24 protein-coding genes are annotated in these 22,269 nt (G+C 71.6%); 14 read left to right on the forward strand and 10 right to left on the reverse strand.

The window, feature by feature from the left end; genetic code table 11:
• The first annotated feature begins 29 nt into the window (after window positions 1-29).
• The 4 genes from yczE (at window position 30) to ACZ4Z4_RS14950 (ending at window position 3,530) form a co-directional block, all read left to right on the forward strand.
• Window positions 30-725 (forward strand): membrane protein YczE, encoded by a 696-nt coding sequence (yczE, locus tag ACZ4Z4_RS14935; RefSeq protein ID WP_468326957.1) that lies wholly within the window; start codon window positions 30-32, stop codon window positions 723-725.
• Window positions 722-1,489 carry a glycerophosphodiester phosphodiesterase gene (locus tag ACZ4Z4_RS14940; protein ID WP_468326959.1) on the forward strand — a complete coding sequence of 256 codons (768 nt, stop codon included), beginning with the start codon at window positions 722-724 and terminating at the stop codon, window positions 1,487-1,489. Before yczE ends, ACZ4Z4_RS14940 begins: the two co-directional genes overlap by 4 nt.
• Before the next feature lie 54 nt (window positions 1,490-1,543).
• Entirely contained in the window at window positions 1,544-2,899 is a 1,356-nt protein-coding gene (locus tag ACZ4Z4_RS14945) for an MFS transporter (protein ID WP_468326961.1), read from the forward strand.
• 256 nt (window positions 2,900-3,155) lie between these two features.
• A complete protein-coding gene (locus ACZ4Z4_RS14950) occupies window positions 3,156-3,530 on the forward strand; it encodes an RNA polymerase-binding protein RbpA (RefSeq protein WP_030360404.1) in 375 nt (124 codons plus the stop codon).
• 114 nt (window positions 3,531-3,644) lie between these two features.
• Here ACZ4Z4_RS14950 and fxsA read toward each other — a convergent pair whose 3' ends face one another.
• The 4 genes from fxsA to ACZ4Z4_RS14970 form a co-directional block, all read right to left on the reverse strand.
• Window positions 3,645-4,217 carry an FxsA family membrane protein gene (gene fxsA / locus ACZ4Z4_RS14955; protein ID WP_468326962.1) on the reverse strand — a complete coding sequence of 191 codons (573 nt, stop codon included), beginning with the start codon at window positions 4,215-4,217 and terminating at the stop codon, window positions 3,645-3,647.
• Window positions 4,218-4,282: 65 nt separating this feature from the next.
• On the reverse strand, window positions 4,283-5,074 hold the full coding sequence (locus ACZ4Z4_RS14960; RefSeq protein ID WP_362994875.1) for a polyprenol monophosphomannose synthase: 792 nt from the start codon (window positions 5,072-5,074) through the stop codon (window positions 4,283-4,285).
• A gap of 512 nt (window positions 5,075-5,586) precedes the next feature.
• The gene (locus tag ACZ4Z4_RS14965; protein ID WP_468326964.1) at window positions 5,587-7,266 is read right to left on the reverse strand and encodes an amidohydrolase; all 1,680 of its coding nucleotides are present in this window, start codon (window positions 7,264-7,266) and stop codon (window positions 5,587-5,589) included.
• A 42-nt stretch (window positions 7,267-7,308) separates the two neighbouring features.
• Window positions 7,309-7,749 (reverse strand): Lrp/AsnC family transcriptional regulator, encoded by a 441-nt coding sequence (locus tag ACZ4Z4_RS14970; RefSeq protein ID WP_030789227.1) that lies wholly within the window; start codon window positions 7,747-7,749, stop codon window positions 7,309-7,311.
• 207 nt (window positions 7,750-7,956) lie between these two features.
• Between ACZ4Z4_RS14970 and ACZ4Z4_RS14975 the strand changes: the two genes are divergently transcribed.
• Entirely contained in the window at window positions 7,957-8,385 is a 429-nt protein-coding gene (locus ACZ4Z4_RS14975; RefSeq protein WP_468326966.1) for a hypothetical protein, read from the forward strand.
• A 1-nt stretch (window position 8,386) separates the two neighbouring features.
• Here ACZ4Z4_RS14975 and ACZ4Z4_RS14980 read toward each other — a convergent pair whose 3' ends face one another.
• Window positions 8,387-9,487, reverse strand: a complete 1,101-nt coding sequence (locus ACZ4Z4_RS14980; protein WP_468326968.1) for a phosphotransferase family protein — start codon at window positions 9,485-9,487, stop codon at window positions 8,387-8,389.
• A 29-nt stretch (window positions 9,488-9,516) separates the two neighbouring features.
• Window positions 9,517-10,644, reverse strand: coding sequence for an Rv3169 family protein (locus ACZ4Z4_RS14985; RefSeq protein ID WP_468326970.1), 1,128 nt, complete (start codon window positions 10,642-10,644; stop codon window positions 9,517-9,519).
• 484 nt (window positions 10,645-11,128) lie between these two features.
• Here ACZ4Z4_RS14985 and ACZ4Z4_RS14990 point away from each other — a divergent pair, with 484 nt between their 5' ends.
• Window positions 11,129-11,365, forward strand: a complete 237-nt coding sequence (locus tag ACZ4Z4_RS14990; RefSeq protein ID WP_468326972.1) for a hypothetical protein — start codon at window positions 11,129-11,131, stop codon at window positions 11,363-11,365.
• Here the strand turns inward: ACZ4Z4_RS14990 and ACZ4Z4_RS14995 are convergent.
• Window positions 11,328-12,500 carry an acyl-CoA dehydrogenase family protein gene (locus ACZ4Z4_RS14995; RefSeq protein WP_468326974.1) on the reverse strand — a complete coding sequence of 391 codons (1,173 nt, stop codon included), beginning with the start codon at window positions 12,498-12,500 and terminating at the stop codon, window positions 11,328-11,330. The genes ACZ4Z4_RS14990 and ACZ4Z4_RS14995 overlap by 38 nt on opposite strands.
• Window positions 12,501-12,848: 348 nt before the next feature.
• On the opposite strand from ACZ4Z4_RS14995, the gene ACZ4Z4_RS15000 reads away from it, so the two are divergent.
• Window positions 12,849-14,111 (forward strand): glycoside hydrolase family 18 protein, encoded by a 1,263-nt coding sequence (locus ACZ4Z4_RS15000; protein ID WP_468326975.1) that lies wholly within the window; start codon window positions 12,849-12,851, stop codon window positions 14,109-14,111.
• A gap of 66 nt (window positions 14,112-14,177) precedes the next feature.
• On the opposite strand, the gene ACZ4Z4_RS15005 is transcribed toward ACZ4Z4_RS15000, so the two are convergent.
• Window positions 14,178-14,801, reverse strand: coding sequence for a TetR/AcrR family transcriptional regulator (locus ACZ4Z4_RS15005; protein WP_468326977.1), 624 nt, complete (start codon window positions 14,799-14,801; stop codon window positions 14,178-14,180).
• Between the two features lie 232 nt (window positions 14,802-15,033).
• Between ACZ4Z4_RS15005 and ACZ4Z4_RS15010 the strand changes: the two genes are divergently transcribed.
• From ACZ4Z4_RS15010 to ACZ4Z4_RS15020, 3 genes are read left to right on the forward strand one after another with little or no spacing between them, the layout of a single operon-like run.
• On the forward strand, window positions 15,034-15,555 hold the full coding sequence (locus ACZ4Z4_RS15010) for a DUF6230 family protein (RefSeq protein WP_468327657.1): 522 nt from the start codon (window positions 15,034-15,036) through the stop codon (window positions 15,553-15,555).
• Entirely contained in the window at window positions 15,546-16,523 is a 978-nt protein-coding gene (locus ACZ4Z4_RS15015; protein ID WP_468326979.1) for a DUF6114 domain-containing protein, read from the forward strand. The genes ACZ4Z4_RS15010 and ACZ4Z4_RS15015 overlap by 10 nt, the downstream gene beginning before the upstream one ends.
• Complete coding sequence (locus tag ACZ4Z4_RS15020) at window positions 16,520-17,479, forward strand: hypothetical protein (RefSeq protein WP_468326980.1); 960 nt, start codon at window positions 16,520-16,522, stop codon at window positions 17,477-17,479. Before ACZ4Z4_RS15015 ends, ACZ4Z4_RS15020 begins: the two co-directional genes overlap by 4 nt.
• Here the strand turns inward: ACZ4Z4_RS15020 and ACZ4Z4_RS15025 are convergent.
• The gene (locus ACZ4Z4_RS15025; protein WP_362994854.1) at window positions 17,457-17,603 is read right to left on the reverse strand and encodes an SCO1431 family membrane protein; all 147 of its coding nucleotides are present in this window, start codon (window positions 17,601-17,603) and stop codon (window positions 17,457-17,459) included. The two genes, ACZ4Z4_RS15020 and ACZ4Z4_RS15025, sit on opposite strands and share 23 nt — an antisense overlap.
• A 221-nt stretch (window positions 17,604-17,824) precedes the next feature.
• On the opposite strand from ACZ4Z4_RS15025, the gene ACZ4Z4_RS15030 reads away from it, so the two are divergent.
• The 4 genes from ACZ4Z4_RS15030 (at window position 17,825) to ACZ4Z4_RS15045 (ending at window position 20,873) form a co-directional block, all read left to right on the forward strand.
• Window positions 17,825-19,366, forward strand: coding sequence for a M1 family metallopeptidase (locus tag ACZ4Z4_RS15030; RefSeq protein WP_468326982.1), 1,542 nt, complete (start codon window positions 17,825-17,827; stop codon window positions 19,364-19,366).
• Window positions 19,367-19,457: 91 nt separating this feature from the next.
• A complete protein-coding gene (locus ACZ4Z4_RS15035) occupies window positions 19,458-19,829 on the forward strand; it encodes a hypothetical protein (protein WP_468326984.1) in 372 nt (123 codons plus the stop codon).
• Between the two features lie 82 nt (window positions 19,830-19,911).
• Window positions 19,912-20,097, forward strand: coding sequence for a CsbD family protein (locus ACZ4Z4_RS15040; RefSeq protein ID WP_468326986.1), 186 nt, complete (start codon window positions 19,912-19,914; stop codon window positions 20,095-20,097).
• Between the two features lie 218 nt (window positions 20,098-20,315).
• Window positions 20,316-20,873, forward strand: coding sequence for an MmyB family transcriptional regulator (locus tag ACZ4Z4_RS15045; RefSeq protein WP_468326987.1), 558 nt, complete (start codon window positions 20,316-20,318; stop codon window positions 20,871-20,873).
• A 26-nt stretch (window positions 20,874-20,899) separates the two neighbouring features.
• Here ACZ4Z4_RS15045 and ACZ4Z4_RS15050 read toward each other — a convergent pair whose 3' ends face one another.
• A complete protein-coding gene (locus tag ACZ4Z4_RS15050) occupies window positions 20,900-22,264 on the reverse strand; it encodes a peptidase C39 family protein (protein WP_468326989.1) in 1,365 nt (454 codons plus the stop codon).
• Between the last annotated feature and the right edge of the window lie 5 nt (window positions 22,265-22,269).

Here is a 22,269-nt window from a genome sequence, read left to right on the forward strand (position 1 = left end):
GGCCACCAGCACTACACGGGGAGCGTTCCTTGTCCGGTACGAAGTCACATCGGCCGCACCAGCCACACCTCACGAGACGGCTGGTCAAGCTGTACGCAGGGCTCTCCCTGTACGGCGCGAGCTCCGCGCTGATGGTCTCGGCCGGCCTGGGGCCCGAGCCCTGGAACGTCCTCAACCAGGGCCTGTCCGAACTGACCGGCCTGACCATCGGGGCGGTGTCGATCGTCGTGGGCGCCGCGGTGCTGCTGCTCTGGATCCCGCTGCGGCAGCGTCCCGGCCTGGGCACGGTCTCGAACGTATTCGTCTGCGGCCTGGCGATGGACGCCACCCTGGCGCTCCTGCCGGACGTGCACGCGCTCGCCGTCCGCGTTCCGCTGCTCGTGGCCGGGGTCCTCCTCAACGGAGTGGCGACCGGGCTCTACATCACGGCGGCCTTCGGTCCCGGCCCCCGGGACGGTCTGATGACGGGCCTGCACGCGCGCACCGGCCGCTCCATCCGGCTGATCCGTACCTCGATCGAGGTGACGGTCGTCGCCACGGGCTTCGCGCTCGGCGGCACGGTCGGTGTGGGCACGGTCCTCTACGCGCTGTCGATCGGCCCGCTCGCCCAGTTCTTCCTGCGCCGCTTCGCCGCCCCCGCGCCACCCGCACCCGCCGCGTCGACCACCGCGTCGACCGTCGTCGCCTCCGGCGGCCCCGCGGAGCAGGCGATACTGCACCCGTGACCACGCGCGTACGCCACCCCTACCTCGATCACCCCGGACCGCTCGCCCTCGCCCACCGCGGCGGCGCGGCGGACGGCCTGGAGAACACCGCGGCGGCCTTCCGGCGCGCCGTCGACCTCGGCTACCGCTACATCGAGACCGACGTGCACGCCACCGCCGACGGCCGGCTCGTCGCCTTCCACGACACGACGCTGGACCGGGTGACGGACGCGTCGGGCCGCATCATCGACCTCCCCTGGAGCGAGGTGCGCCACGCGCGCGTGGCGGGCAGCGAGCCGGTGCCCCTCTTCGAAGAGCTCCTCGAGTCGTTCCCGGAAGTGCGCTGGAACGTGGACGTGAAGGCGGAGCCCGCGCTCCTCCCCCTGCTCGACCTCATCCGTCGCACCGGCTCCTGGGACCGGGTCTGCGTCGGCTCGTTCTCCGAGGCCCGCGTGGCCAGGGCCCAGCGCCTGGGCGGCCCGCGCCTGGCCACCTCGCTGGGGACGCGGGGCGTCGCGGCACTGCGGATGGTGTCCTACGGAGTACCCGCGGCCCTGCGCCGTTCCGCGGTCTGTGCCCAGGTGCCCGAGACGCACGGCAGGATCCGCGTCGTCGACCACCGCTTCGTCCGCGCCGCCCACGCGCGCGGACTACAGGTGCACGTGTGGACCGTCAACGACGCCGAGCGGATGACGGCCCTGCTCGACCTCGGAGTGGATGGCATAGTTTCCGATCACATCGAGACGCTGCGCTGGGTGCTGGAGGACCGGGGGATTTGGGTCTGACCTCCCCGGATCTCAGGACGCGGCGTCGCACCACGGGGAACAGCGAGGTCACGGGTGAGCACCGACACCGTGAAAGCGGCAGCCGCCGCCGAGGCCGCCGGACGGCGGCGCGAGCAGCGGGGCTGGTACTTCTACGACTGGGCGTGCTCGGTCTATTCGACGAGCGTCCTGACCGTGTTCCTGGGGCCCTATCTCACGGAGATCGCCAAGGCGGCCGCCGATCCGGAGGGCTATGTGCACCCGCTGGGCATCCCGGTCCGGGCGGGCTCCTTCTTCGCGTACGCGGTGTCCGCGTCCGTGCTCGTGTCGGTCTTCGTCATGCCGATGGCCGCCGCGGCCGCCGACCGCACCGGCCGCAAGAAGCCCCTCCTGGCCGTGGCCGCGTACCTGGGGGCGGCCGCCACGGCGGGCATGTTCTTCCTCGACGGCGAGCGCTACCTCCTCGGCGGTTTCCTGCTGATCGTCGCCAACGCCTCACTCGCCGTCTCGATGGTCCTCTACAACTCCTACCTGCCGCAGATCGCGCCCCCTGAGGAGCGCGACGCGGTCTCCTCGCGCGGCTGGGCCTTCGGCTACGCGGCGGGCGCCCTCGTCCTGGTGGCGAACCTCGTCCTGTTCCTCGCCCACGACAGCTTCGGCGTCTCCGAGTCGACCGCGGTCCGCATCTGTCTGGCGTCGGCGGGCGTGTGGTGGGGCGCCTTCACCCTCGTACCCCTGAAGCGGCTCAGGGACCGGCGGACGCCGCCGGCCGGGGCGGGGGCGCCGTCCCGGGGCGGCTGGCGGCAGCTGTGTTCGACGGTCCGCGACATGCGCCGCCACCCGCACACACTCGCCTTCCTGCTCGCCTATCTCGTCTACAACGACGGCGTCCAGACGGTGATCTCGCAGGCGTCCGTCTTCGGCTCGGAGGAGCTCGGTCTCGACCAGTCGACGCTGATCGTGGCGGTCCTGCTGGTGCAGCTGCTCGCCGTCGCCGGGGCGCTCGCCATGGGGCGGCTCGCCCGGACGTACGGCGCCAAGCGCACCGTGCTCGGCTCGCTCGTGGCCTGGACGGTCACCATCGGGGCCGGTTACTTCCTGCCCGCCGGCGCGCCCGCCTGGTTCTTCGTGCTGGCCGCCGGGATCGGCCTGGTCCTCGGCGGCACGCAGGCGCTGTCCCGTTCGCTCTTCTCGCACCTGGTGCCGCGCGGGAAGGAGGCCGAGTACTTCTCCGCGTACGAGATCAGCGACCGCGGCATGGCCTGGCTGGGACCGTTGATCTTCGGCCTCACGTACCAGCTCACGGGGAGCTACCGGGACGCGATCGGCTCGCTCGTGGCGTTCTTTTTGCTCGGTTTCGTCCTGCTCGTACGGGTACCTGTACGGCGTGCGGTGCGCGACGCGGGCAATCCCGTACCCAGGCGGATTTAGCAACTGGAGGCAAAGGCCGGTAGTGTACGCCTTTGGCCTGCCAGGCGGACCGTTACTGCGAGCTGAAGATTCAGAAACGCTGGGTGACATCTGCTACTAGATGTGACAAACCGGGCGCTGGTGGGTACAACAAGGGGCGGCATACGACGGCGACGCATGACCCAGAACGGGAATCTTTACCGCCGACCGGACGTTGACCGGATGACGACGACAGCGACACCTGTCCTGTGGGCGACAAGCCCGGGAGGCACGATTCATGAGTGAGCGAGCTCTTCGCGGCACGCGCCTCGTGGTGACAAGCTACGAGACCGACCGCGGCATCGACCTGGCCCCGCGCCAGGCCGTGGAGTACGCATGCCAGAACGGACATCGTTTCGAGATGCCGTTCTCGGTCGAGGCGGAGATCCCGCCGGAGTGGGAGTGCAAGGTCTGCGGGGCCCAGGCACTCCTCGTGGACGGCGACGGACCTGAGGAGAAGAAGGGCAAGCCGGCGCGTACGCACTGGGACATGCTCATGGAGCGCCGCACCCGAGAGGAGCTCGAAGAGGTCCTCGAGGAGCGTCTCGCGGTTCTCCGGTCCGGTGCCATGAACATCGCGGTGCACCCGCGAGACAGCCGCAAGTCCGCCTGACGGCGGAGACCGCACCAGCGCAACGCATCACACGCAAAGCACAACGCATCAAAAGGGCCGGGGCCACTGCTGAGCAGTGGCCCCGGCCCTTTTGCGTGCCACGCGACCGCGCGCTCAGCGCGGCAGCTGCGGGTCGTCCGGGCGCGGGCCGCGCGTCGGCTCGTCGTCCCTGATGACCTCGCCCTGGACCACCTTGCCGTCGGGCCGGTGCATCCGGGCCTGCTGGAAGGCGTCCCCCAGGCCGCCGGGCGTCGCCTCGCGCACCTTGCGCTCGAAGGTCCGCTCCGCGTACCGCCCGAGGGCCTTCTGGACCGGCGGGATCAGCAGGACCAGCCCCAGGGCGTCCGAGACGAGCCCCGGCAGGATGATCAGGAGGCCGCCCAGCATCGTGAGGGCGCTGCCGCCACCGGTCTCCGGAGGCGGCGTCACACCGCTCTGCTGCTGTTGCACCGCCTCGCTGAGCTTGCGGAACGCCCTGCGCCCCGCGCGCTTGATCACCGCGGAGCCGAGCACGAGGCCGCCCACCAGGAGCAGGAAGACCACGAACCCGCTCGTGGCTCCCGCCACCACGGTGAGCAGCCAGATCTCCAGGACCAGCCACGCGGCGATGCCGAGCGGCAGGAACCTCAGGGGCCCGGAGCGCCGGGGCCGGGCGGGTCGGATGGGAGGCGGTGCGCCAGTCGTCATGCTCCCAGTGTGCCTGGGCCCGCCTCAGTCCGGCATAAGGGGGATGATCAAGAACGTCGGGGCGGTCAGGGCTGCTTGCGGCCGATGACCTTGCCGACGCGCTCGCCCACGCCCCAGGCCGTGACCCGCCACAACGCCTCGACGACGATGTTCTGGCTCATCTTGCTGTCCCCGAGCTCGCGCTCGACGAAGGTGATGGGCACCTCGACGACGTGATAGCCGGCCTTCACCGCGCGGCGCGCCAGGTCGACCTGGAAGCAGTACCCCTGCGACTCGACCTCGCCGAGGCCGAGCCCTTCGAGGGTTTCGCGGCGGAAGGCGCGGTAGCCGCCGGTCACGTCGCGGATGGGCACGTCGAGCAGGAGACGCGAGTAGGTGCTGCCGCCGCGCGAGATGAACTCGCGGTGCTTGGGCCAGTTGACGACCCGGCCGCCCGGCACCCAGCGCGAGCCGAGGACGAGGTCGGCGCCCTTCAGCGCGGTGAGCAGCCGGGGCAGCTCCTCCGGCTGGTGGGAGCCGTCGGCGTCCATCTCGACGAGGACTCCGTAGTCGTTCTCCAGGCCCCAGCGGAAGCCCGCGAGGTAGGCCGCGCCGAGCCCTTCCTTGCCCTTGCGGTGCAGCACGTGGACCTGCTCGTCGTCGGCCGCGAGCTCGTCGGCGATCTTGCCGGTGCCGTCGGGGCTGTTGTCGTCGGCGACCAGGATGTGCGCGTCCGGTACGGAGGCCCGCACCCGGCCGACGATGGCCTGGATGTTCTCCGCCTCGTTGTAGGTCGGAATGATCACCAAGGCCGTGCCGAGCGAGCCGAACCGCCTCCCCTGGTCCCCCGCTTCGGAGACCCCGCCGCCGTCGTTCACTACTGCCCCTTCGTTCGTACGCAGAGGACCACCATAGTGGCCGCTGCCTGCGGCTCAGCGACGGCACGGAGGTCGGGGCGCGAGCGCCCGCCGCCCGGAGGGCACGTACTGCGGATCGGGGCCCGGCGCCCTTCGGGCCGGCCTGGGACCCGCTGGCTGCGGATCGACCGAGAGCCGTTGTCTACTGAGCGTCCGGGCCCCACCCGGGTCACACCTGCCGACCGGCTGATACGTTCCCTCGCCTCCGCGTCGCGGGCGCTGGACCTGGCTCCCAGTGGTGGCGCGCCGGTGCGGCACACCACCTGTGACCCAGCGGCGTTCGACGACTGCGTGGAGGTTCGCCGGTCGGACGTCCTGTGGTGGACCCGGCCGAACCTACCGGCCCACGGCGGCTCTCTGTCAATACCCCGCTGAGCTGCGGCTCCTTCACAGACCGCCAGGTCAGTGCCGAGGATTCCCAGGTCGTGCGAGGCGGTGACGGGCCGCGATCGGCGCCGCGCACCGCCGGGACATCACTCTTCCGGCCGCACGAACACGGGCCGTCCGCCCACGACCGTACGCAGACAGACGGGCAATTGCGCGCCCGGTGACAGGTCGGGCAGGCCGGGCGTGCCGGAGCGGGGATCGGTCGACCAGCGGGCCACCCGGTCGTCCGGGGCCTGCACCACCAGCTCGGAGGTGCGCCACACCGCGTAGTCCGCGGGGGCGCCCGGCACCAGCGTGCCCGCGTCGTCGCGGCCGACCGCCCGCCAGCCGCCGCGGGTGTGCGCGGTGAACGCGGCGCGCACGGAGACGCGGTGCTCGGGGGTGCGGTGGAAGGCGGCGGCGCGGACGGTGCCCCACGGGTCGAGCGGCGTGACGGGGCTGTCGGAGCCGAACGCCAGCGGCACGCCGGTGCGCAGCAGGGCCGCGAAGGGGTTGAGGGTGCGCGCCCGGTCGGCGCCGAGGCGCTGGACGTACATGCCGTCCTCGCCGCCCCAGAGCGCGTCGAAGGCGGGCTGGACGGACGCGGTGAGGCCGAGCTCGGCGAAGCCCGCGATCGTCTCGGGCGTGAGCATCTCGGCGTGCTCGACGCGGTGCCTGGCGGCCCGCACACGCGCGAGACCGACCTTCTCGGCGGCCGCGCGCATGCCGGCGACCACGGAGGCCACCGCGGCGTCCCCGATGGCGTGGAAGCCCGCCTGGAGGCCCGCTTCCGTGCAGGCCACGACGTGGGCGGCGATGTCGTCGGCGGCGAGGTAGGCGGTGCCGGTGTGGGCGGCGCCCCGGTCGGCGTCGGCGTACGGCTCGTGCAGGCAGGCGGTGTGCGAGCCGAGGGCGCCGTCGACGAAGAGGTCCCCGGCCGCGCCGACCGCACCGAGCTCACGGGCGCGCCGGACGTCGCGCTCGGCCCAGTAGCCGACGACGCGCGGCCCCGGCTCCTCGGCGGCGAGCCGGAGCAGCCCGGTGAAGTCGTCCTCGTCGGAGATCTCGGGCCCCGCGCACTCGTGCACGGAGCCGATGCCGAGGGACGCGGCGTGCCGGAGAGCGGCGCGCTGGGCCTCCGTGCGCTGGCCCGGGGTGATCGCGGCGAGCGCCGCGGCGCGCACGCCGTGGTGGGCGTCGGCGGTCAGCGGGGCGTCCGGGTGGTAGCCGGCGCGCTCCGTGACGCCGGGCACCAGGTCGAGGAGCGCGGTCGTGACCACGGCCGAGTGGACGTCGATGCGGGAGAGGTAGAGCGGCCTGCCGCCGGTCGCCTCGTCGAGTTCGGCGCGCGTGGGCGGGCGGCCGCCGGGCCAGCGGGCGGCGTCCCAGCCGTGCCCGAGGAGGACGGTGTCGTGCGGCCGCGCGGCGGCGTGTTCGCGTACGAGAACGAGGGCGTCGGCCAGTGAGCGGGCCCCGGACAGATCCAGCCCCGTCAGGGCCAGGCCGGTGGCCGTGGTGTGCACGTGGGCGTCGGTGAAGGCCGGGGTGACCAGCGCGCCTTCGAGGTCGACGACCTTGTCGACGCCGTCGGCGAAGGAGTCGGCGGCGCCCTCGGAGCCGACCCAGGCGACGTGCCCGCGTTCGACGACCATCGCGGTGGCGAACGGGTCGGCGGGGCTGTGGATGTCGCCGCCGCGCAGCAGCACGGTGCGGTGGTCGTGCGGATCCTGGGCGGGGAGGTGCCGAGGGTCCTGCGGGGTGTTCCCGGGGGTGGTGCTCTCGCTCATGGGACCAGTCTCGCCCCTGCCGGCGGCGGGCCGGCGCGGGGGTCACACCTGGGGCGGGCGGGCCTCGTACGGGGTCGAGAGGACGACCGTCGTGCGTGTGGAGACGCCCGCGAGGGCGCGCAGGCGGCTGAGCAGGTGCTCCAGCTCCAGTGGAGTGGCGACGCGGACCTTGAGGATGTAGTTCTCGTCGCCGGCGACGCTGTGGCACGCCTCGATCTCCGGCACGCCCGCGAGGCGTTCCGCGATGTCGTCGGGGGCGCTGGGGTCGAACGGCTTCACCGAGATGAACGCGGTGAGCGGCAGCCCGACGGCCTCGGGGTCGACGACCGCGGCATAGCCGCGGATGACGCCCCGCTGCTCCAGGCGGCGCACACGCTGGTGCACGGCAGACGTGGACAGGCCCGTGGCCTTGCCCAGGTCGGTGTAGCTCATCCGCCCGTCCTTGACGAGCAGCTGCACGATCTGTCGGTCCAGCTCCTCCATGCGCCGAACCTACAGGGCTCTTGATCTCGCCGGATACCTGAGGGGCCGTCTTTGCGGGGCGGGCAACTCCATTTGGCATGTGACGAACGCCACACTCCCGTGGCCGTGTCCGAAGGGATGCAACGATTACCTCCACGACGGGACGGGAAGTGCTTGCTGTGGTCGAGGCCGCAGCGCCTTGTCGGCCCACCCGAGGGGGAGATTCCCATGCAGAATTTGAAGCGCCCCGGCCGGTCTGTCCGCGCCAAGCAGCAGCCGGCCGCAGAGCCCGAGCCGGAGGGCGTCGAACCGGCGGACGCCTTCCTGGACGCCTACGACACCTTCGAGATGTACCGGGTGAACTGCCCCGACTGCGAGCAGCCCATCGCGCTGCTCGCGGACGAGGACGTGCTGCCCGAGCACGCGCTGTGCCCCACTCCGTGGAACCCGTTCGGTCTCACGGTCTGCGCGGGCACCGGCCGGGCGGCCGGCGACGCCACGCCCGCCGACGAGTCGATGGAGGTTCAGGAGCAGGACACCGCCCTGCTGTTGACGCTCCCTCAGGGACTCGACTGGCGGACGCAGCCGTTCTCGCACGTGGGCGGTCCCGGCTCGCGGCCTCTCCGTGTGCCGCGGCAGCAGCGGCCCGCCGCCTGATTCACCAGTAGGTGCCCTGCACCATGGCGGCCAGGCTGTCGTGGTGCAGGATCAGCGCGTCCGCGGCCGCCGCGCTCTGGGGCACGGCGGCCTCGCCGAAGTGGACCTGGCGGTAGGCCACGCGCAGCATGACGATCGCGTGCCGCAGCGCGGCGTACAGCGTGTAGAAGTCCATGTCGCGCGGTGTGTACCCGGTGAGCCGGGCGTATGTCGCCTCGACGCGGTCGCGGCGCAGGAAGTCGGGCAGCCCCGGCTGGCCGAAGCTCACCGTCAGGTCCTGGAAGAAGCGGTGCAGATAGACCGCCCAGCCGAGGTCGACCTCGCGCGGGGCGAGCGCCGCCATCTCCCAGTCGAGGACCGCGGCGGGCTCGAAGCCGTCGTAGATGATGTTTCCGATGCGCGCGTCACCCCAGTTGAGGACGGTGTCGCCCTCCTCGCGGGGCCACAGTTCCTCAAGGCGGTTGAAAGCGCTCTCTATGACGGGTGAGCGGGGCAGTCCGCTCACCACCCATGCGTAGTAGGCGCGTTGGGCCGTGACGTGGCGGCGCAGTGGGCTGCCCTCGCCCGGCAGGGTGAGGAACTGTGCGGCGCTGGGCGGCACTTGGTCGTGCAGGCGCGCAATGACGCCGACCGATGCCTCTTCGAGGCGCGTGCGCTCGGCGTCGGTGGCGGCGTGCAGCCAATTGCCTTCGTACGTATAGGGCATGACGTCGGGCGGTACGCGGCCCTCGACGCGCTCCATCACGAAGAAGGGCGCGCCGAGCGGTCCCGGGTCCTCCTCCAGCCACAGCACGCGCGGCACCGGCAGGTCGGTGTGTTCGGCGACGAGCCGCATCGTGCGGTACTGGCGCGGCATGTCGTAGACGGGGAAGATCGTGTACGCCGCCGGGTCGGCCGCCACCCGCAACGCGCAACCTTCGATTGGTGGTTGGGGGTGTTCGACGGTGAAGAGCAGGGTCTCGCTGGACATGCCGTTGGACTCGGGCACGGTCACGTCGACGGCTTTGGCGCCGGGCAGCCGGGTGTCGAGCCAGGCGCCGAGACGTCGGGCGAGGTCTTCCGGGTCGCGGGTGGTGGTGCGGGGGCGGGGTGCCGTTGCCATGTCCGTACTCCTTCCTCCGGCCCGTGCCCTCAGGGCGCCACGGAGTCGAATCCGGTGAAACCGCTCGGGTCGTGGCGGCCGAAGCTGCCGTGCTCGAAGATGCCGTAGCCCGTGCGCCCGTCGAGGGTGAAGCGCGCGGCGTGGTCGGTGACGCCGTACGCGGCGAGCGGGTGGGCGGTGGGGTCCGACAGGTCGTAGGTGCGGCGGTCGGTCCAGTCGCGGCCGCGCCAGGTGCCGTGCTGCCAGTCGTCGGCGGGCGGGTAGCCGGCGCCGACGGCCAGGGGCAGTGAGGCGAGCACCTGCACGCCGAGCTCCAGGGGTTTGCGGCCGTCGGGGTCGGTGAGGTGGATGACGGCGCTTTCGGGGTGGCGGGTGCCGGAGCGGTAGGTGATGTCGGCCTGGGGCCAGCCGAGTTGGCGGTCCGGCATGTCCGGGCGGACGAGGGTGGCGTCGTTGAGGGTGCGGTAACCGTCCGCGTTCTCCTGGGAGATGACCATGAGGAAGCGGTCGTCGAAGCGGACCGGGCACCAGATCCAGTGGAAGCCCTCGGTGGCGAACTCCTCCTCCAGCCGCCCGCTTTCCTCGCCGGGGAGGGGCCGCACACCCCAGCTGCGGTCGCGGGTGGCGGTCCACTCCCCCGCCGTGACGACGATCTCCTCGCCGCCCGCGCGGATCACCCCGGCGGGCCGGCCCGCCTGCACGAAGCGGCGCCCTTCGAGGGTGAGCCGGTCGCCTCGGCGCTGGACGTGGTGCGGCTCCCACAGGGCGGGGAAGTCGGCGGTCCAGGTGAGGTCGTACGAGAGCGACGCGGGGTCGTCGGGGTCGGCGGCGCACCGCAGACGGAGGCGGCGGAGCGGTTCGTCGACGGTGATGTCCAGCGGGCCGACGCGGAGGTTCATGCGGTCCTCGCCGAGCGCGTCACTGGCGCGTACGGCGTGGAGCGTGTCCCCTGTGCGCAGGGTCGCGTACGCGTCGATGACACCGGTGTTCGGGTAGACGCCGAGCCCGAGGATGAGCAGGGCGCGGCCCCGGTGGTCGAAGAGGTGGAAGATGCACCGGTCGTAGGCGTTGCGGTCGCCCGTCGCGACGTGCTTCATCGACAGGGGAACCTGGTGGACGGGGTACTCGTCGAGCGGGACCGGACGGTCGTCTGCCACGGCAAACCTCCCTGGTCGCACGGCAGTTCAGGGTGGCGGGAGGCGGTGGGCCCTCCGGCGCGGAGTTGACGGTACGTCAGTTCGCGGGACGGAGCCATACACGTGCCGGGCCCTTCGCGGGACGGAGCCATACGTGTGCCGAGCCGTTCACGAGGCGGAGCCATACACGCGCCGAACCCTTCGCCGGCCCCGGGTCGCACACCTGCCCGAGTCCCCCCGCCCCCCACGGGCACGCCCTGAACAGACGCCCTATTCGCCCGAGCGGTGACTTCGCCGCGACAGTGCGCGTTGCCCTGGTATGACCCCTATGGAAACGGGTGCGGAGGCAGGCTCGACGCACCTTCCCAGCGGTCGACGGCGGCGCACCCTGGTGACGCTGTCCGCCGCAGAATCGGTTCCCCGACGGGCTCCGGATCCCTCGCAGCACCAGGCGCCGTACCCGTCGTCACCCCAGCCACCGGGGCCACCCCAGCCACAGCAGCACGTGTACCCGCAGCCGCACCAGCCGTACGGGCAGACGTACCAGCCCTACCAGCCACCGCACTTCCCGGAGCCGCACTACCAGGATCCGCCGATCTACCGCGCCCTGCTCCACCACTGGGCCGACCGCGGCCGGACGCTGCCCGGGCGCCACGACCCGGAGTGGGCCCGGCTCCTGGCGCCGCCCGTGCACCGCGGTCAGTTCAGCGCGAGTCGGGACCCGCGAGGTGACGCGCGATGACCATGCGCTGGATCTGATTGGTGCCCTCGACGATCTGAAGCACCTTGGCCTCGCGCATGAGGCGCTCCACGGGGAAGTCCGCGGTGTAACCGTATCCCCCGAGGACCTGCACGGCGTCCGTCGTCACCTTCATCGCGGCGTCCGTGCACAGCAGCTTGGCCATGGCCGCCTGCTTGGCGAACGGCCGCCCCGTGTCGCGGAGCCTGGCCGCGGCGAGATAGAGCGCCCGGCCCGCCTCGATCTGCGTCGCCATGTCCGCGAGCATGAAGCGCAGCCCCTGGAAGTCCGCGATGGGCCTGCCGAACTGCCGGCGCTGGGTGGCGTACACGACGGCCTCGTCGAGCGCCGCCTGGGCCACGCCGATGGCGCAGGCCGCGATGCCGAGCCGCCCCGAGTCGAGCGCGGAGAGCGCGATGGCGAAGCCCTGGCCCTCGTCGCCGATGCGGCGGGAGTCGGCGACGCGCACCCCGTCGAAGTGGATCTGGGCGGTGGGCGAGCCCCTCATGCCCATCTTCTTCTCGGGCGCCGCGGCGCTCAGCCCCTCGGCGTCGCCCGGCACCAGGAAGGCGGTGACGCCACGGGCGCCCTCGCCGCCCGTGCGGGCGAGCACGGTGTAGAAGTCGGCGACGCCGCCGTGCGTGATCCAGGCCTTGGTGCCGGTGATGACCCAGTCGTCGCCGTCCCTGACGGCCTTGGTGCGCAGCGACGCCGCGTCGGATCCGGACGCCGGCTCCGAGAGGCAGTACGCGCCGAGCAGGCCGCCGCCGAGCATGGCGGGCAGGTGGTCGGCCTGCTGCTCCTTGGTGCCGTAACCGGCGAGCGCGTGGCAGGACAGGGAGTGGACGCTGACGCCGAGGCCGACGGTCAGCCGTGCGGCGGCGAGCTCTTCCAGGACCTGGAGGTAGACCTCGTACGGCTGGTCGCCGCCGCCGAACTCCGAGTCGTACGCCAGCCCGAGCAGGCCGGACTCGGAGAGCAGCGTGAAGACCTCACGGGGAAAGCGCCCGGCGTCCTCCTCCTCGGCCGCCCTCGGGGCGATCTCGCGCTGGGCGATGTCCCGGACCAGCGAGAGCAGATCCCTGGCCTCATCCGTGGGCAGCTGACGCTCCACCGACTGCGTGATGTGGTCGGGCATGACGCTCTCCTCCCTGTGGGGCTGCGGCGGACGCCCGCGCTGGGTGGGGCGGCGCCGCCGGGAAACGATGCCGAGCCGGGGTCTGTTTCCGGGTCGCGGAAGCAGCTGACCAGCGGCTGTGGCGCGTTGAGTATGCCCGATCCACGGCAGCCCGTCACTAGTTAACGACCGCTTACTCAAAACATAGCCGAAGATCACCACCACGGCCCGGATTGGTCCGAACCATTGACCGCACTGGTCTAGTCCTCCTACTGTTTCTTTCAACGACTTAACGCGTTCATGCCAAGTCGCACGCGCAGGTCCACGGCACCACTTCCCCCTCCCGGCCTCCCCCCACGAGGAGACACGATGCTCAGACCGCACTCCCCTCGCGCCTCCCTCCGCGCGCTCATCGCCACCACCTGTTGCGCCGTCCTCGGCGCGGGCCTGCTGGCCGGGGCGGGCAGCGCCGCCGCCGAGCCCGACAAGGGCACCACGAGCACGAAGAGCACCGAGCAGCGGGCCGCCGCCGGCTCCAAGGTCGTCGGATACTTCACCGAGTGGGGTGTCTACGGCCGGAACTACCACGTCAAGAACGTCGAGACGTCCGGCTCGGCCAACAAGCTCACGCACATCAACTACGCCTTCGGCAACGTCCAGGGCGGCAAGTGCACGATGGGCGACGCCTACGCGGCGACCGACAAGGCCTACACCGCCGACCAGTCCGTGGACGGCGTGGCCGACACCTGGGACCAGCCGCTGCGCGGCAACTTCAACCAGCTGCGCAAGCTGAAGAAGAAGCACCCGAACCTCAAGGTCCTCTGGTCGTTCGGCGGCTGGACCTGGTCGGGCGGGTTCACCGAGGCGGCGAAGAACCCCGCGGCCTTCGCCCAGTCCTGCTACGACCTGGTCGAGAACTCCAAGTGGGCCGATGTCTTCGACGGCATCGACATCGACTGGGAGTACCCCAACGCCTGCGGCCTGACCTGCGACACGAGCGGGCGCGCGGCGTACAAGAACCTGATGTCGGCGGTCCGTGCGAAGTTCGGCAGCAACAACCTGGTCACCGCGGCGATCCCGGCGGACGCCTCGGCGGGCGGCAAGATCGACGCGGCCGACTACGCGGGCGCGGCCCAGTACGTCGACTGGTACAACCCCATGACGTACGACTACTTCGGCGCCTGGGACGCGAAGGGCCCGACCGCCCCGCACTCGCCGCTGACCTCCTACACCGGCATCCCCAAGGCCGACTACCACTCCGACGCCACCATCAAGAAGCTGAAGGCGCTCGGGGTGCCGTCCCAGAAGCTGCTGCTCGGCCTCGGCTTCTACGGCCGCGGCTGGACGGGCGTCACGCAGAAGGCGCCCGGCGGCACCGCGACAGGACCGGCCGCGGGCAAGTACGAGCAGGGCATCGACGACTACAAGGAACTGAAGACCAAGTGCCCGGCCAACGGCACGGTCGGCGGGACCGCGTACGCGCACTGCGGGAACAACTGGTGGAGCTACGACACCCCGGCGACCATCGCGGGCAAGATGAACTACAAGAACCAGCAGGGTCTCGGCGGCACCTTCTTCTGGGAGCTCAGCGGAGACACGGCCAACGGTGAGCTGATCAAGGCCATCAACTGACCTGACACAGCAGTTCTGCCGAGGGGCGGGAGCCGGCGGGCTCCCGCCCCTCGCGCGTGCCCGCGCTCAGGGGCGCGCCGGCGCCGGGTACGACGGCTCGAAGTCCTCGATGACCCGCAGCGTGTCCCCGAGCGTCCGCACCAGGAGCGCACCGACCGTCTCGCGCGACAGACCCCGGCGGCCGATCCAGTCGAGGGTGATCCCCTCCACGCTGCACAGCCAGCCGAGCAGGGCCGTGCGCGCCAGCTGCGGGATGTCCTTGCGGCCGTACGCACCCTCGGCGATCGTCCCGATCAGCGCCTCGCGGACGCCGTCGCGTATGGCGTGCACCTCGGCGTCGAAGCCGACGCCGCCGCTGATGATCGTGCGGTACGCCGCCTGGTGGTGCTCGGCGTAGCGCAGATAGCCGTCGACGGTGCGCTGCACCCGCTCCACGGGCGGCAGGTCGTCGTGGCGTCCCGCGCGCGCGACGAGGTCCGCGACGGACTCCTCGATGATCGCCAGGTAGTAGCCGCGCTTCGACTTGAAGTAGTAGTAGATCAGGCCCTTGGCGACGCCCGCCTGTCTCGCGATGTCGTCCATGGACAGGGCGTCGTAGGACGTGTCGGCGAACAACTTGCGTCCGATGGCGAGAAGTTCGGCACGACGCGCCGCCGAGCGGTCCGTTCCGCGCTGTTGACTATTATTCAATTTCGGCCCTAGTCTCCAACTGCCTCGGGATCGTCCGCAGTATGGCAGACCACTGCCGTCCGCCGGTCCGGCTCCCGGCGGCCCCACGCACTCCCCTTACGCACGCCTACGCACGCGGAACGACGTACGGGAGGAAACAGTGAACGCAAGCCGCACCGCGTTACGCGAGGGCAGAACCTCCTGGAAGAAGACGGCCGTGGTGGCCCTGCCGGCCGTCCTGGCCGTCGGTGTGATGGCCTCCGTGATGGCCGAGGGCGCGCTCGCCGCGTCCTTCGCGGTCTCCGGCACCAGCTTCCAGGTGTCGTCCGGCAAACTGACCAGCCAGGGCCTGTCCTCGTACGTACAGACGGACCGGGACATCGACGGCAAGGGGCACCCGGTGGCGCTCCTCGGGATCGGTGACGCGACCCTCTCCGACATCTGCCAGGCCGCCGAGGTCAAGACCCCCCTCGGCAACGTCGTCTTCAAGCTGACCGCGGGCGGCGACGCGGGGAACGTCACCGCGAGCAACCTCATCATCGACGGCGAGGACCTGACCGGCGACGCCCGCTTCGGCACCGCGCAGATCGGCCGGGACGCCTCGACGCTCGACCAGGTCCCCGGCATCAAGGGCGAGCGGGGCAAGTTCGGTTTGCAGGCCGGTGACATCACCGTCTCCGGGGTGAAGTCGAACGCCTGGTCGGCGACCGGCGGCAACTTCCGGCTCAAGGGCATGCGGGTCGACGTCAGCCTCGGCGGCAAGAAGTGCTTCTGACCGGCGGCGGCAGGGGTGGCGTCAGACCCTTCCGCGGCGACGGCGGCGGCTGGCTCGACCGGCGGCTGCCGTGGCCCGACCAGCGCCGGGTCGTCCGCAGATGGCGGCGCACCCGGCCGTTCTGGGGCGGGCTGCTGCTGATCCTCGGCGGCGCCGAACTGCTCCTGATCCCGCTCTCGCCGCTGACCGTGCTCGTCAGTCTCGGCCTCGGCGGGATCGCGGCGCTCGGCATCGGGATCGCGCTGGTCGTGGCGGGGCTCTTCCTGTGGCTGCTGCCCCACACACACCACTATGTGAGCGTCAACGCGCTGATCCTCTCGGTGCTCTCGTTCGCGGCGACCAACCTCGGCGGGTTCCTCGTCGGCATGCTGCTGGGCATCGCGGGCAGCGCCATGGGGTTCGGCTGGACGCCGGTGCCGGAGGACGCCGAGGAGGATCCGGCGCGCCCGAAGGTGCGGGACGGACAGGGCACCCGGACGCTCGGGGTGCTGCTGCCCGTGGTGATCGTCGCGGGCATCGTGAACGGGAGCCCGGCGAAGGCGGCCCCCGCGGAGTCGATCGTGGCGGCCAGGACCCCGCCCACCATCACCACCACGCTCTTCGCTCCCGAGGGCTTCATCCTCGCGGGTGTCCGCGAGATCCCGACCGCGGACGGGCCGTTGAAGGTCATGGTGCTGCGGATGAAGGCCGCCTCGCTCACGGACTACCGGCTCAGGACGCGGGACGGTGGGCGCGAACTCGCCCTGGGCGCCGACACGTTGGACCTCAGCGGCCGGGTCACCCTCTACCTGACCAAGTTCAAGGGGTGCCTGGAGGGCATCCTCTGCCTCACCTTCACGCCCGACAAGCTGCCGGTGCCGCCCGTCGTGCCGCCGTTCATCTTCATGACGGACGTGAGCGCCGAGCAGGCCCTGGTCACCTCGGACTCGATCGTGGCGGGCGGCCTCTCGCTGAGGGCCACGGCATGATCCAGATCCAGGCGGCGCTGTTCTGGGCGTACGCGGCCGGCGCCACGTTCGCCCTCTCGGCCGGGCGGCAGCTCCAGGTGTGGGAGCGGATCAACGCGGGCGAGGGCCCGCGCACGCGCAGCCGGGCCGCCAATCCCTATCTGGCGCTCACCGCGCTCTTCGCCGCCGTCCTGATGGTGCCGACGGGGCTCTTCCTGCTCTGGCAGAACCCCTCCTGGTCGACCATGCACGTGGCGGACGGCCACGAAGGCGTGTGGGCGGGGTTCGTGCTGTTCTACGCGGGCGGCATCCCGGTGGCCGCGATCCTCGGGTTCCTGGTGGCGCAGGGGCTGGTGCTCGTGGGGGCCGGCTACTGGGCGTACCTCCAGTGCGTCGGCGGATACTTCCTGCTGTTCGGGACGTTGGTCCACGGGTGGGACGGCAGGGGTTACGAGCGCCTCTTCTCACCCGGCGCCGAGGATTTCGCCGACTGGGGGCGGGACAGCGTCGTCAACCACGTGCTGGACTTCCTGACGTCCGGGACGTTCCTGGCGCTGCTGCTGTTCGGCGCCGCGGTGATCGGCACCATGCTGGTGACCGAGATCGGCTGGCTCATGGAGGGCTGGTCGCTGCCGGGCGCCGACGAGGACCGCAAGGTGCCGAGGCTCCTGGCCATCGCCATCGCGGCGGCCGGGGTCTACGGTCTGCCCTTCGTGGGCGCGGTCCTCGCGAGCGTGCTGGTGCGCCTCGTCGGCGGGTGGCTCGGCCTGCCGCTGTTCGCGGTCGTGGCGGGCGTCACACTGCTGCACCGGCGCTCGCCGGTGCGGTGGCTGTACGGCCTGGTGGGCGTGCCGGGGCGGCACTGGCGGGCCGGCCTCGACGAGGCCGGCGGTCAGGGGAGCGAAGGCCCGGGCGGCCGGGAGAACGGGGGCCCGGGCGGCCGTGAGGGTGGCGTCACAGCAGACCGGTCTGGGTGACGAGCATCGCGAGGACGACGACGAGGGTCCAGCCGGCGAGGTGCTCCAGGAGGGTGGGCCCGTCTTCGTCGGGGCCGCCGGTGCGGGCCTTCGCGCGGACGGCGGTGGCAGAGGTCGCGGTCATGTCGTTCTCACTGACGTGTCGTATGGCAGTACTCCCCCACAAGGTCCCGGGCAGTGCCTGCACCCCCACGGGACCCCCTCCACCTTGCCAGCCGGAAGCCCTTTTGCGGGCGAGACCTTGGTCACCCCACAACTCGGACGTCACGTCGCGCGTCTAACCCCGGACGGCCGGGTTGTCTCCCCGTCCGTCCGCCCGTGCACCGTACGACCGAGAGGTTTCCGATGAGCACGAACCGGAGCACGAACCGGACGACGTCCCGCCCGCGCCGCAGGGGCCGGCTCGCCCTCGCGGCCGCGATCACCGCCGCGGCCGCCCTCACCGCACCTGTGACACAGGCCGCACCGATCTCACAGGCCGCATCGGTCGCCCAGGCCGCATCGGTCGCCGCCGGGAAGCCGTCGCCGGGCGCGCCCGGTCTCGGGGACCCGATGTTCCCGCTGGACGGGAACGGCGGATACCAGGTGGAGCGCTACTACCTGGACTTCGACTGGCAGGCCCCGAAGACGCCCTTCGAGGCGACGACGACGATCAGGGCCCGGTCCACCCAGGCGCTGTCCCGCTTCAATCTCGACTTCGGCGGCAACACCCTGCACAAGGTCACCGTGAACGGCTCGGCGGCGGCCGCCTCGCGCGCGGGCGACGAGCTCACGGTCACCCCCAAGTCCCCGCTCGCGAAGGGTAGTTCCTTCACGGTCAAGGTCACCTACACCGCCGACCCGACGCAGACCCGGCACCGCGACGACGCGATCGAGGACTACGGCTGGATCCCCACGCCCGACGGCACGGTGGTCTATCCGCAGCCGAACGGCGCCCGGCTGATCTTCCCGGCCAACGACCATCCGAGCCGGCGCGCGCCGATCACCTTCCGCATCACCACACCGAGCGACCGCACGGCCGTCGCCAACGGCAGGCTGGTCTCGCGCACCGAGCGCCCCGACGGCCGGGTCCGCTGGACGTACGATTCCGAACAGCCCCTCTCCACCCAGCTGGTGCAGCTGGCCGTCGGCAAGTTCCGGCTGGTCGACAGCGAGGGGCCCGGCGGTCTTCCGCTGCGCGACGTCGTCCCGGACGAGCTGGTCGAGCCGACGGCCGCGTACCGCGCACTCACCCCGGACCACCTCACGTGGCTTCAGGAGAAGCTCGGCCCCTACCCCTTCGACCGCTACGGCCTGCTGGTCGGCGACACCGACCTCGGCGTGGCCCTGGAGACCCAGACCCTGTCGCTCATCCCGAAGGCGGACCTGCTCGGCACCCGGGTCGACGCCGAGCGGAACATGGTGCACGAGCTGGCCCACCAGTGGTTCGGCGACAGCGTGGCCCTCAAGAGCTGGTCCGACCTGTGGGTGAGCGAGGGGCACGCCCGCTTCTACGAGAGGGAGTACTCCGAGCAGCATGGCGGGGACAGCTTCGAGGCCGCCATGAAGACCGCTTACCGCAACCACGACATCTGGCGCCGCGACTTCGGCGCGCCCGCCGAGCCGACCGAGCCGAACCTGTTCAAGCGCATGCGGTACGACGGCTCGGCCCTGGTCCTCTACGCGCTGCGCGAGCAGGTCGGCGACGCGACGTTCCAGAAGATCGAGCGCGCCTGGGTGAGCGGTTTCGCGGGGCGCGCGGCGAGCACGCGGGACTTCGTCGACCTGGCTTCGAAGGTCGCGGGCGAGGACCTGGAGGGGTTCCTGCACCCCTGGCTGTACGGCTCCAAGACTCCGCCGATGCCGGGGCACCCGGACTGGGTCGTGGACCCGGCAACAAGCGGATGATCCCATTCAGTACTGAGGCGCTCCTTCCGCCCTTATGCTCGCGGTCGATCTCCAGGGGGGAGATCCAGAAAATCATGGGAGGGGAACACACATGACCGGAGTTTCCAGACGCGCGCTACTGGGCTACTCGAGCAGCGCCGCCGCGGGAGCGGCCTTGGCGGGCGCGGGGCCCGCCGGCGCCGCCGAGGCCGACTCGGCGGCGACCGCCCAGGCGGCCTCGGCCACCGCGGCCACGCCGACGTCGGACGCCGACGTACCGAACGGGCAGAAGTTCGCGGGCAACGTCAGCATCGGCGACATCGACGCGATGATGGACTTCTCGTTCAACCTGCGGGTCGAGAACACTCCCGCGGCGAAGCAGATCACCCCGATGGAGATCGTGAACGCCTTCAACGAGATCGCCACGTCCCGCGGCTGGCCCCGGATGACGTTCTACTACGAGACCAGCGCCCCGCTGAACTGACCGAGCGCGCCCGCTCCGCCCGAGATGCACCTTTCCTCCGCTCCTCTTAGCGTGGGGGCATCCCCGACCAAGAGGAGCCGTCATGGGCGACAGCGCCATGAAGAAGGCAAAGGGCAAGGCCAAAGAGATGGCGGGCAAGGCCACCGGCAACGACCGCATGGCGGCCGAGGGCAAGACCGATCAGGCCAAGGGCAAGGCGAAGGGAGCCGCCGACGACATGCGCGCGAAGGCCGAGGGCATGCGCGACTCGTTGCGCGAGGACCGCTGAGCCGACGCGTGTGCCCGTCCCCGCGCGGGGGCGGGCACACGCGCGTCGCCGACCACCTCGCCCCCCCTCTCTCCTACAGGGGGGACTCAGGTGGGATCCACATCCCCTGGAGTCGCGGTAGGGCCAGGTGTGTCCGTCCGCGCACGCTGGCTAGGCTGGTGGCACACGCTGTGATCGCGCTGGTGCCGACCTGCGGGCGACGTGAAGGGGACGGGCAAGTGCAGCCGGACGGGCAGGACTTGGCGGGCCGGACGCCGTTGGGCGCCGCCTGGCGGGCGGTCGTCGAGGGCGTCACGGGCTCGATGGCCTACATCGCCGACGAGCACTGGAACGTGCTCGCCTGCAACGACGAGTTCAGAGCCCTCTTCCCGGCCGGCCGGCCGCCGGCCAACATCATGCGGTGGATGCTCCTCGACGATCAGGCCCGGCACGACGTCCTGCTCAACTGGGCCGAGGACTGGGCGCGCGGCGCCTGCCCCGCGCTCCGGCGGGCCGTCACGAACCACCCCACCGACCCCACGCTCATCGACCTGGCGGACGACGTCCGGCGCGATCCGCTCGCGGGCCCCATCTATCTGGCGACCGCGAGCTCCCACCCCCTGCACCCGGACGGTGCCGTGCGCCAGGTCAACCACGCCGTGAAGGGGCCGGGCTGGGTGATCGCGTCCGCCGCCAGCCCGCTGCCGGAGACGGACGCCCTGTTCGTGATGATGCAGTACCGGCCGGGCGCGGTCCGCCCCCATCAGCCGCCGCCGCTCAGTACGCACGCCCGCTGAGGCCGACGGATCAGCGGATCAGCGGATCAGCGGATTCCGACCGCGGCCAGCGCGCCCCGCTGCCGCGCGGTCAGTGTCGTCGGGAAGTACAGGTAACAGACGCCTCCCGTGCCCGACACGACCTTCCCGGTGGAGTTGTAGCGCTTCGTCCGCAGCCAGATGTTCTCCCACTCGCGCCTCTTGTAGACGCGGCGCACCTCCGGGTTGCTGGGCGATGCCGGGTCGTTGGCGATCACGTCGCCGTCCGCCGTGAAGCCGATGACGGTCATGAGGTGGCCCGCCGTGCCGTAGCCCGCACCCGTCAGCTCCTCCCGGAGGAACGACTGGGACGTTATGGCCGGGATGCCCGCGGCGATCAGCGACTCCAGCTCCGTCAGCGAGGCGAGCCGGGTCACCACGCCCTGGAGATCCTTGTACGTCGACGCGTAGGCGGCGTTGAAGGGCCAGTTGCCGCAGCCGTTGTACTGGTAGTCGAACGTGTAGCGGGCCGCGTGGCAGACCTGCGGGTCGGCGTAGGAGGGATCGACCCAGGCCAGGTCCTCGGCCGTCGGCCTGCGCCCCCAGTACTCGATGATCATCTGCGAGGAGGTCGGGCTGCACCAGGCCTCGCCTCCGTTGTCGTACTCCGGATACTGGCCCTTGTGGATGTCCTGCGAGTAGCGCGGGACCGTCAGCTCCTTGGCGAGGCCCGGCTGCGACGCGGGGACCGTGAAGCGGTCGGGGACCGCGGAGGCCATCGCGCCGAGCCGCCAGACCGTGGGGGTCGCGGTGGCGCCCGGCTTGCGGTGGAGCGTCAGGCGCAGCTGGTACGAGACGACGCGCAGCCCGCCCGCCGTGTCGTCCACGGAGAGCGTGTCCGTCCAGACGGTCGACTTGTCGTCGGTCTGGTCGTCGACCGAGGTCCGCCGGATGTCGGCCTCCGCGTCGTCGCCCGAGGCCCAGCGGCCCATCACGTACCAGGGCGACTGCGTCCCGTCGGAGTACGTGCCCCGCAGCTCGACCTGGAGCCAGGTCCCGGCGGGCGTGTGGGCGTTCCAGGACGCGATGAGCTCGGTGGCGGGGACCGTGGAGCGGTGTGTGGGGGAGGTCCACCGGGCGTACTCGTAGGTGGTGGTCCTGCCGGTGTGCGGGTCGGCGTACTCGGTGCGGCCCACGGGCTCCGCGATGCGCAGGCCGGGGCGGGCGCCGGTGACGGGGGCCGTGCCCTCCGCGGTGCCGGTGCGCCAGTCCTTCGACGAGCTCCAGAAACGGTTGTCCACGAAGCGGTCCGCGCGTGGGGCGCGCCCCCGGGCCGCTGCCGGGCCCGCGGCCACGGCGGGCGTGGCGGTCGCGGCGAGGGCCGCCAGGGCGGCGCTGGTGGCGGCGGTGGCGAGCACGGATCTCCGCGACATCCCGT

The sequence above is a fragment of the Streptomyces sp. NPDC030245 genome (genome assembly GCF_055572995.1).

What these genes read in the sequence shown, in the direction of transcription:
- ACZ4Z4_RS14995 (WP_468326974.1), bottom strand. Translation starts at nt 12,500, where the DNA reads ATGCCCGACCACATCACGCAGTCGGTGGAGCGTCAGCTGCCCACGGAT.
- ACZ4Z4_RS15030 (WP_468326982.1), top strand. Translation starts at nt 17,825, where the DNA reads ATGAGCACGAACCGGAGCACGAACCGGACGACGTCCCGCCCGCGCCGC.
- ACZ4Z4_RS14965 (WP_468326964.1), bottom strand. Translation starts at nt 7,266, where the DNA reads ATGAGCGAGAGCACCACCCCCGGGAACACCCCGCAGGACCCTCGGCAC.
- ACZ4Z4_RS15010 (WP_468327657.1), top strand. Translation starts at nt 15,034, where the DNA reads ATGGCCTCCGTGATGGCCGAGGGCGCGCTCGCCGCGTCCTTCGCGGTC.
- ACZ4Z4_RS14980 (WP_468326968.1), bottom strand. Translation starts at nt 9,487, where the DNA reads ATGGCAACGGCACCCCGCCCCCGCACCACCACCCGCGACCCGGAAGAC.
- ACZ4Z4_RS15040 (WP_468326986.1), top strand. Translation starts at nt 19,912, where the DNA reads ATGGGCGACAGCGCCATGAAGAAGGCAAAGGGCAAGGCCAAAGAGATG.
- ACZ4Z4_RS14975 (WP_468326966.1), top strand. Translation starts at nt 7,957, where the DNA reads ATGCAGAATTTGAAGCGCCCCGGCCGGTCTGTCCGCGCCAAGCAGCAG.
- ACZ4Z4_RS15020 (WP_468326980.1), top strand. Translation starts at nt 16,520, where the DNA reads ATGATCCAGATCCAGGCGGCGCTGTTCTGGGCGTACGCGGCCGGCGCC.
- ACZ4Z4_RS15025 (WP_362994854.1), bottom strand. Translation starts at nt 17,603, where the DNA reads ATGACCGCGACCTCTGCCACCGCCGTCCGCGCGAAGGCCCGCACCGGC.
- ACZ4Z4_RS15000 (WP_468326975.1), top strand. Translation starts at nt 12,849, where the DNA reads ATGCTCAGACCGCACTCCCCTCGCGCCTCCCTCCGCGCGCTCATCGCC.
- fxsA (WP_468326962.1), bottom strand. Translation starts at nt 4,217, where the DNA reads ATGACGACTGGCGCACCGCCTCCCATCCGACCCGCCCGGCCCCGGCGC.
- ACZ4Z4_RS15050 (WP_468326989.1), bottom strand. Translation starts at nt 22,264, where the DNA reads ATGTCGCGGAGATCCGTGCTCGCCACCGCCGCCACCAGCGCCGCCCTG.
- ACZ4Z4_RS14950 (WP_030360404.1), top strand. Translation starts at nt 3,156, where the DNA reads ATGAGTGAGCGAGCTCTTCGCGGCACGCGCCTCGTGGTGACAAGCTAC.
- ACZ4Z4_RS14970 (WP_030789227.1), bottom strand. Translation starts at nt 7,749, where the DNA reads ATGGAGGAGCTGGACCGACAGATCGTGCAGCTGCTCGTCAAGGACGGG.
- ACZ4Z4_RS15035 (WP_468326984.1), top strand. Translation starts at nt 19,458, where the DNA reads ATGACCGGAGTTTCCAGACGCGCGCTACTGGGCTACTCGAGCAGCGCC.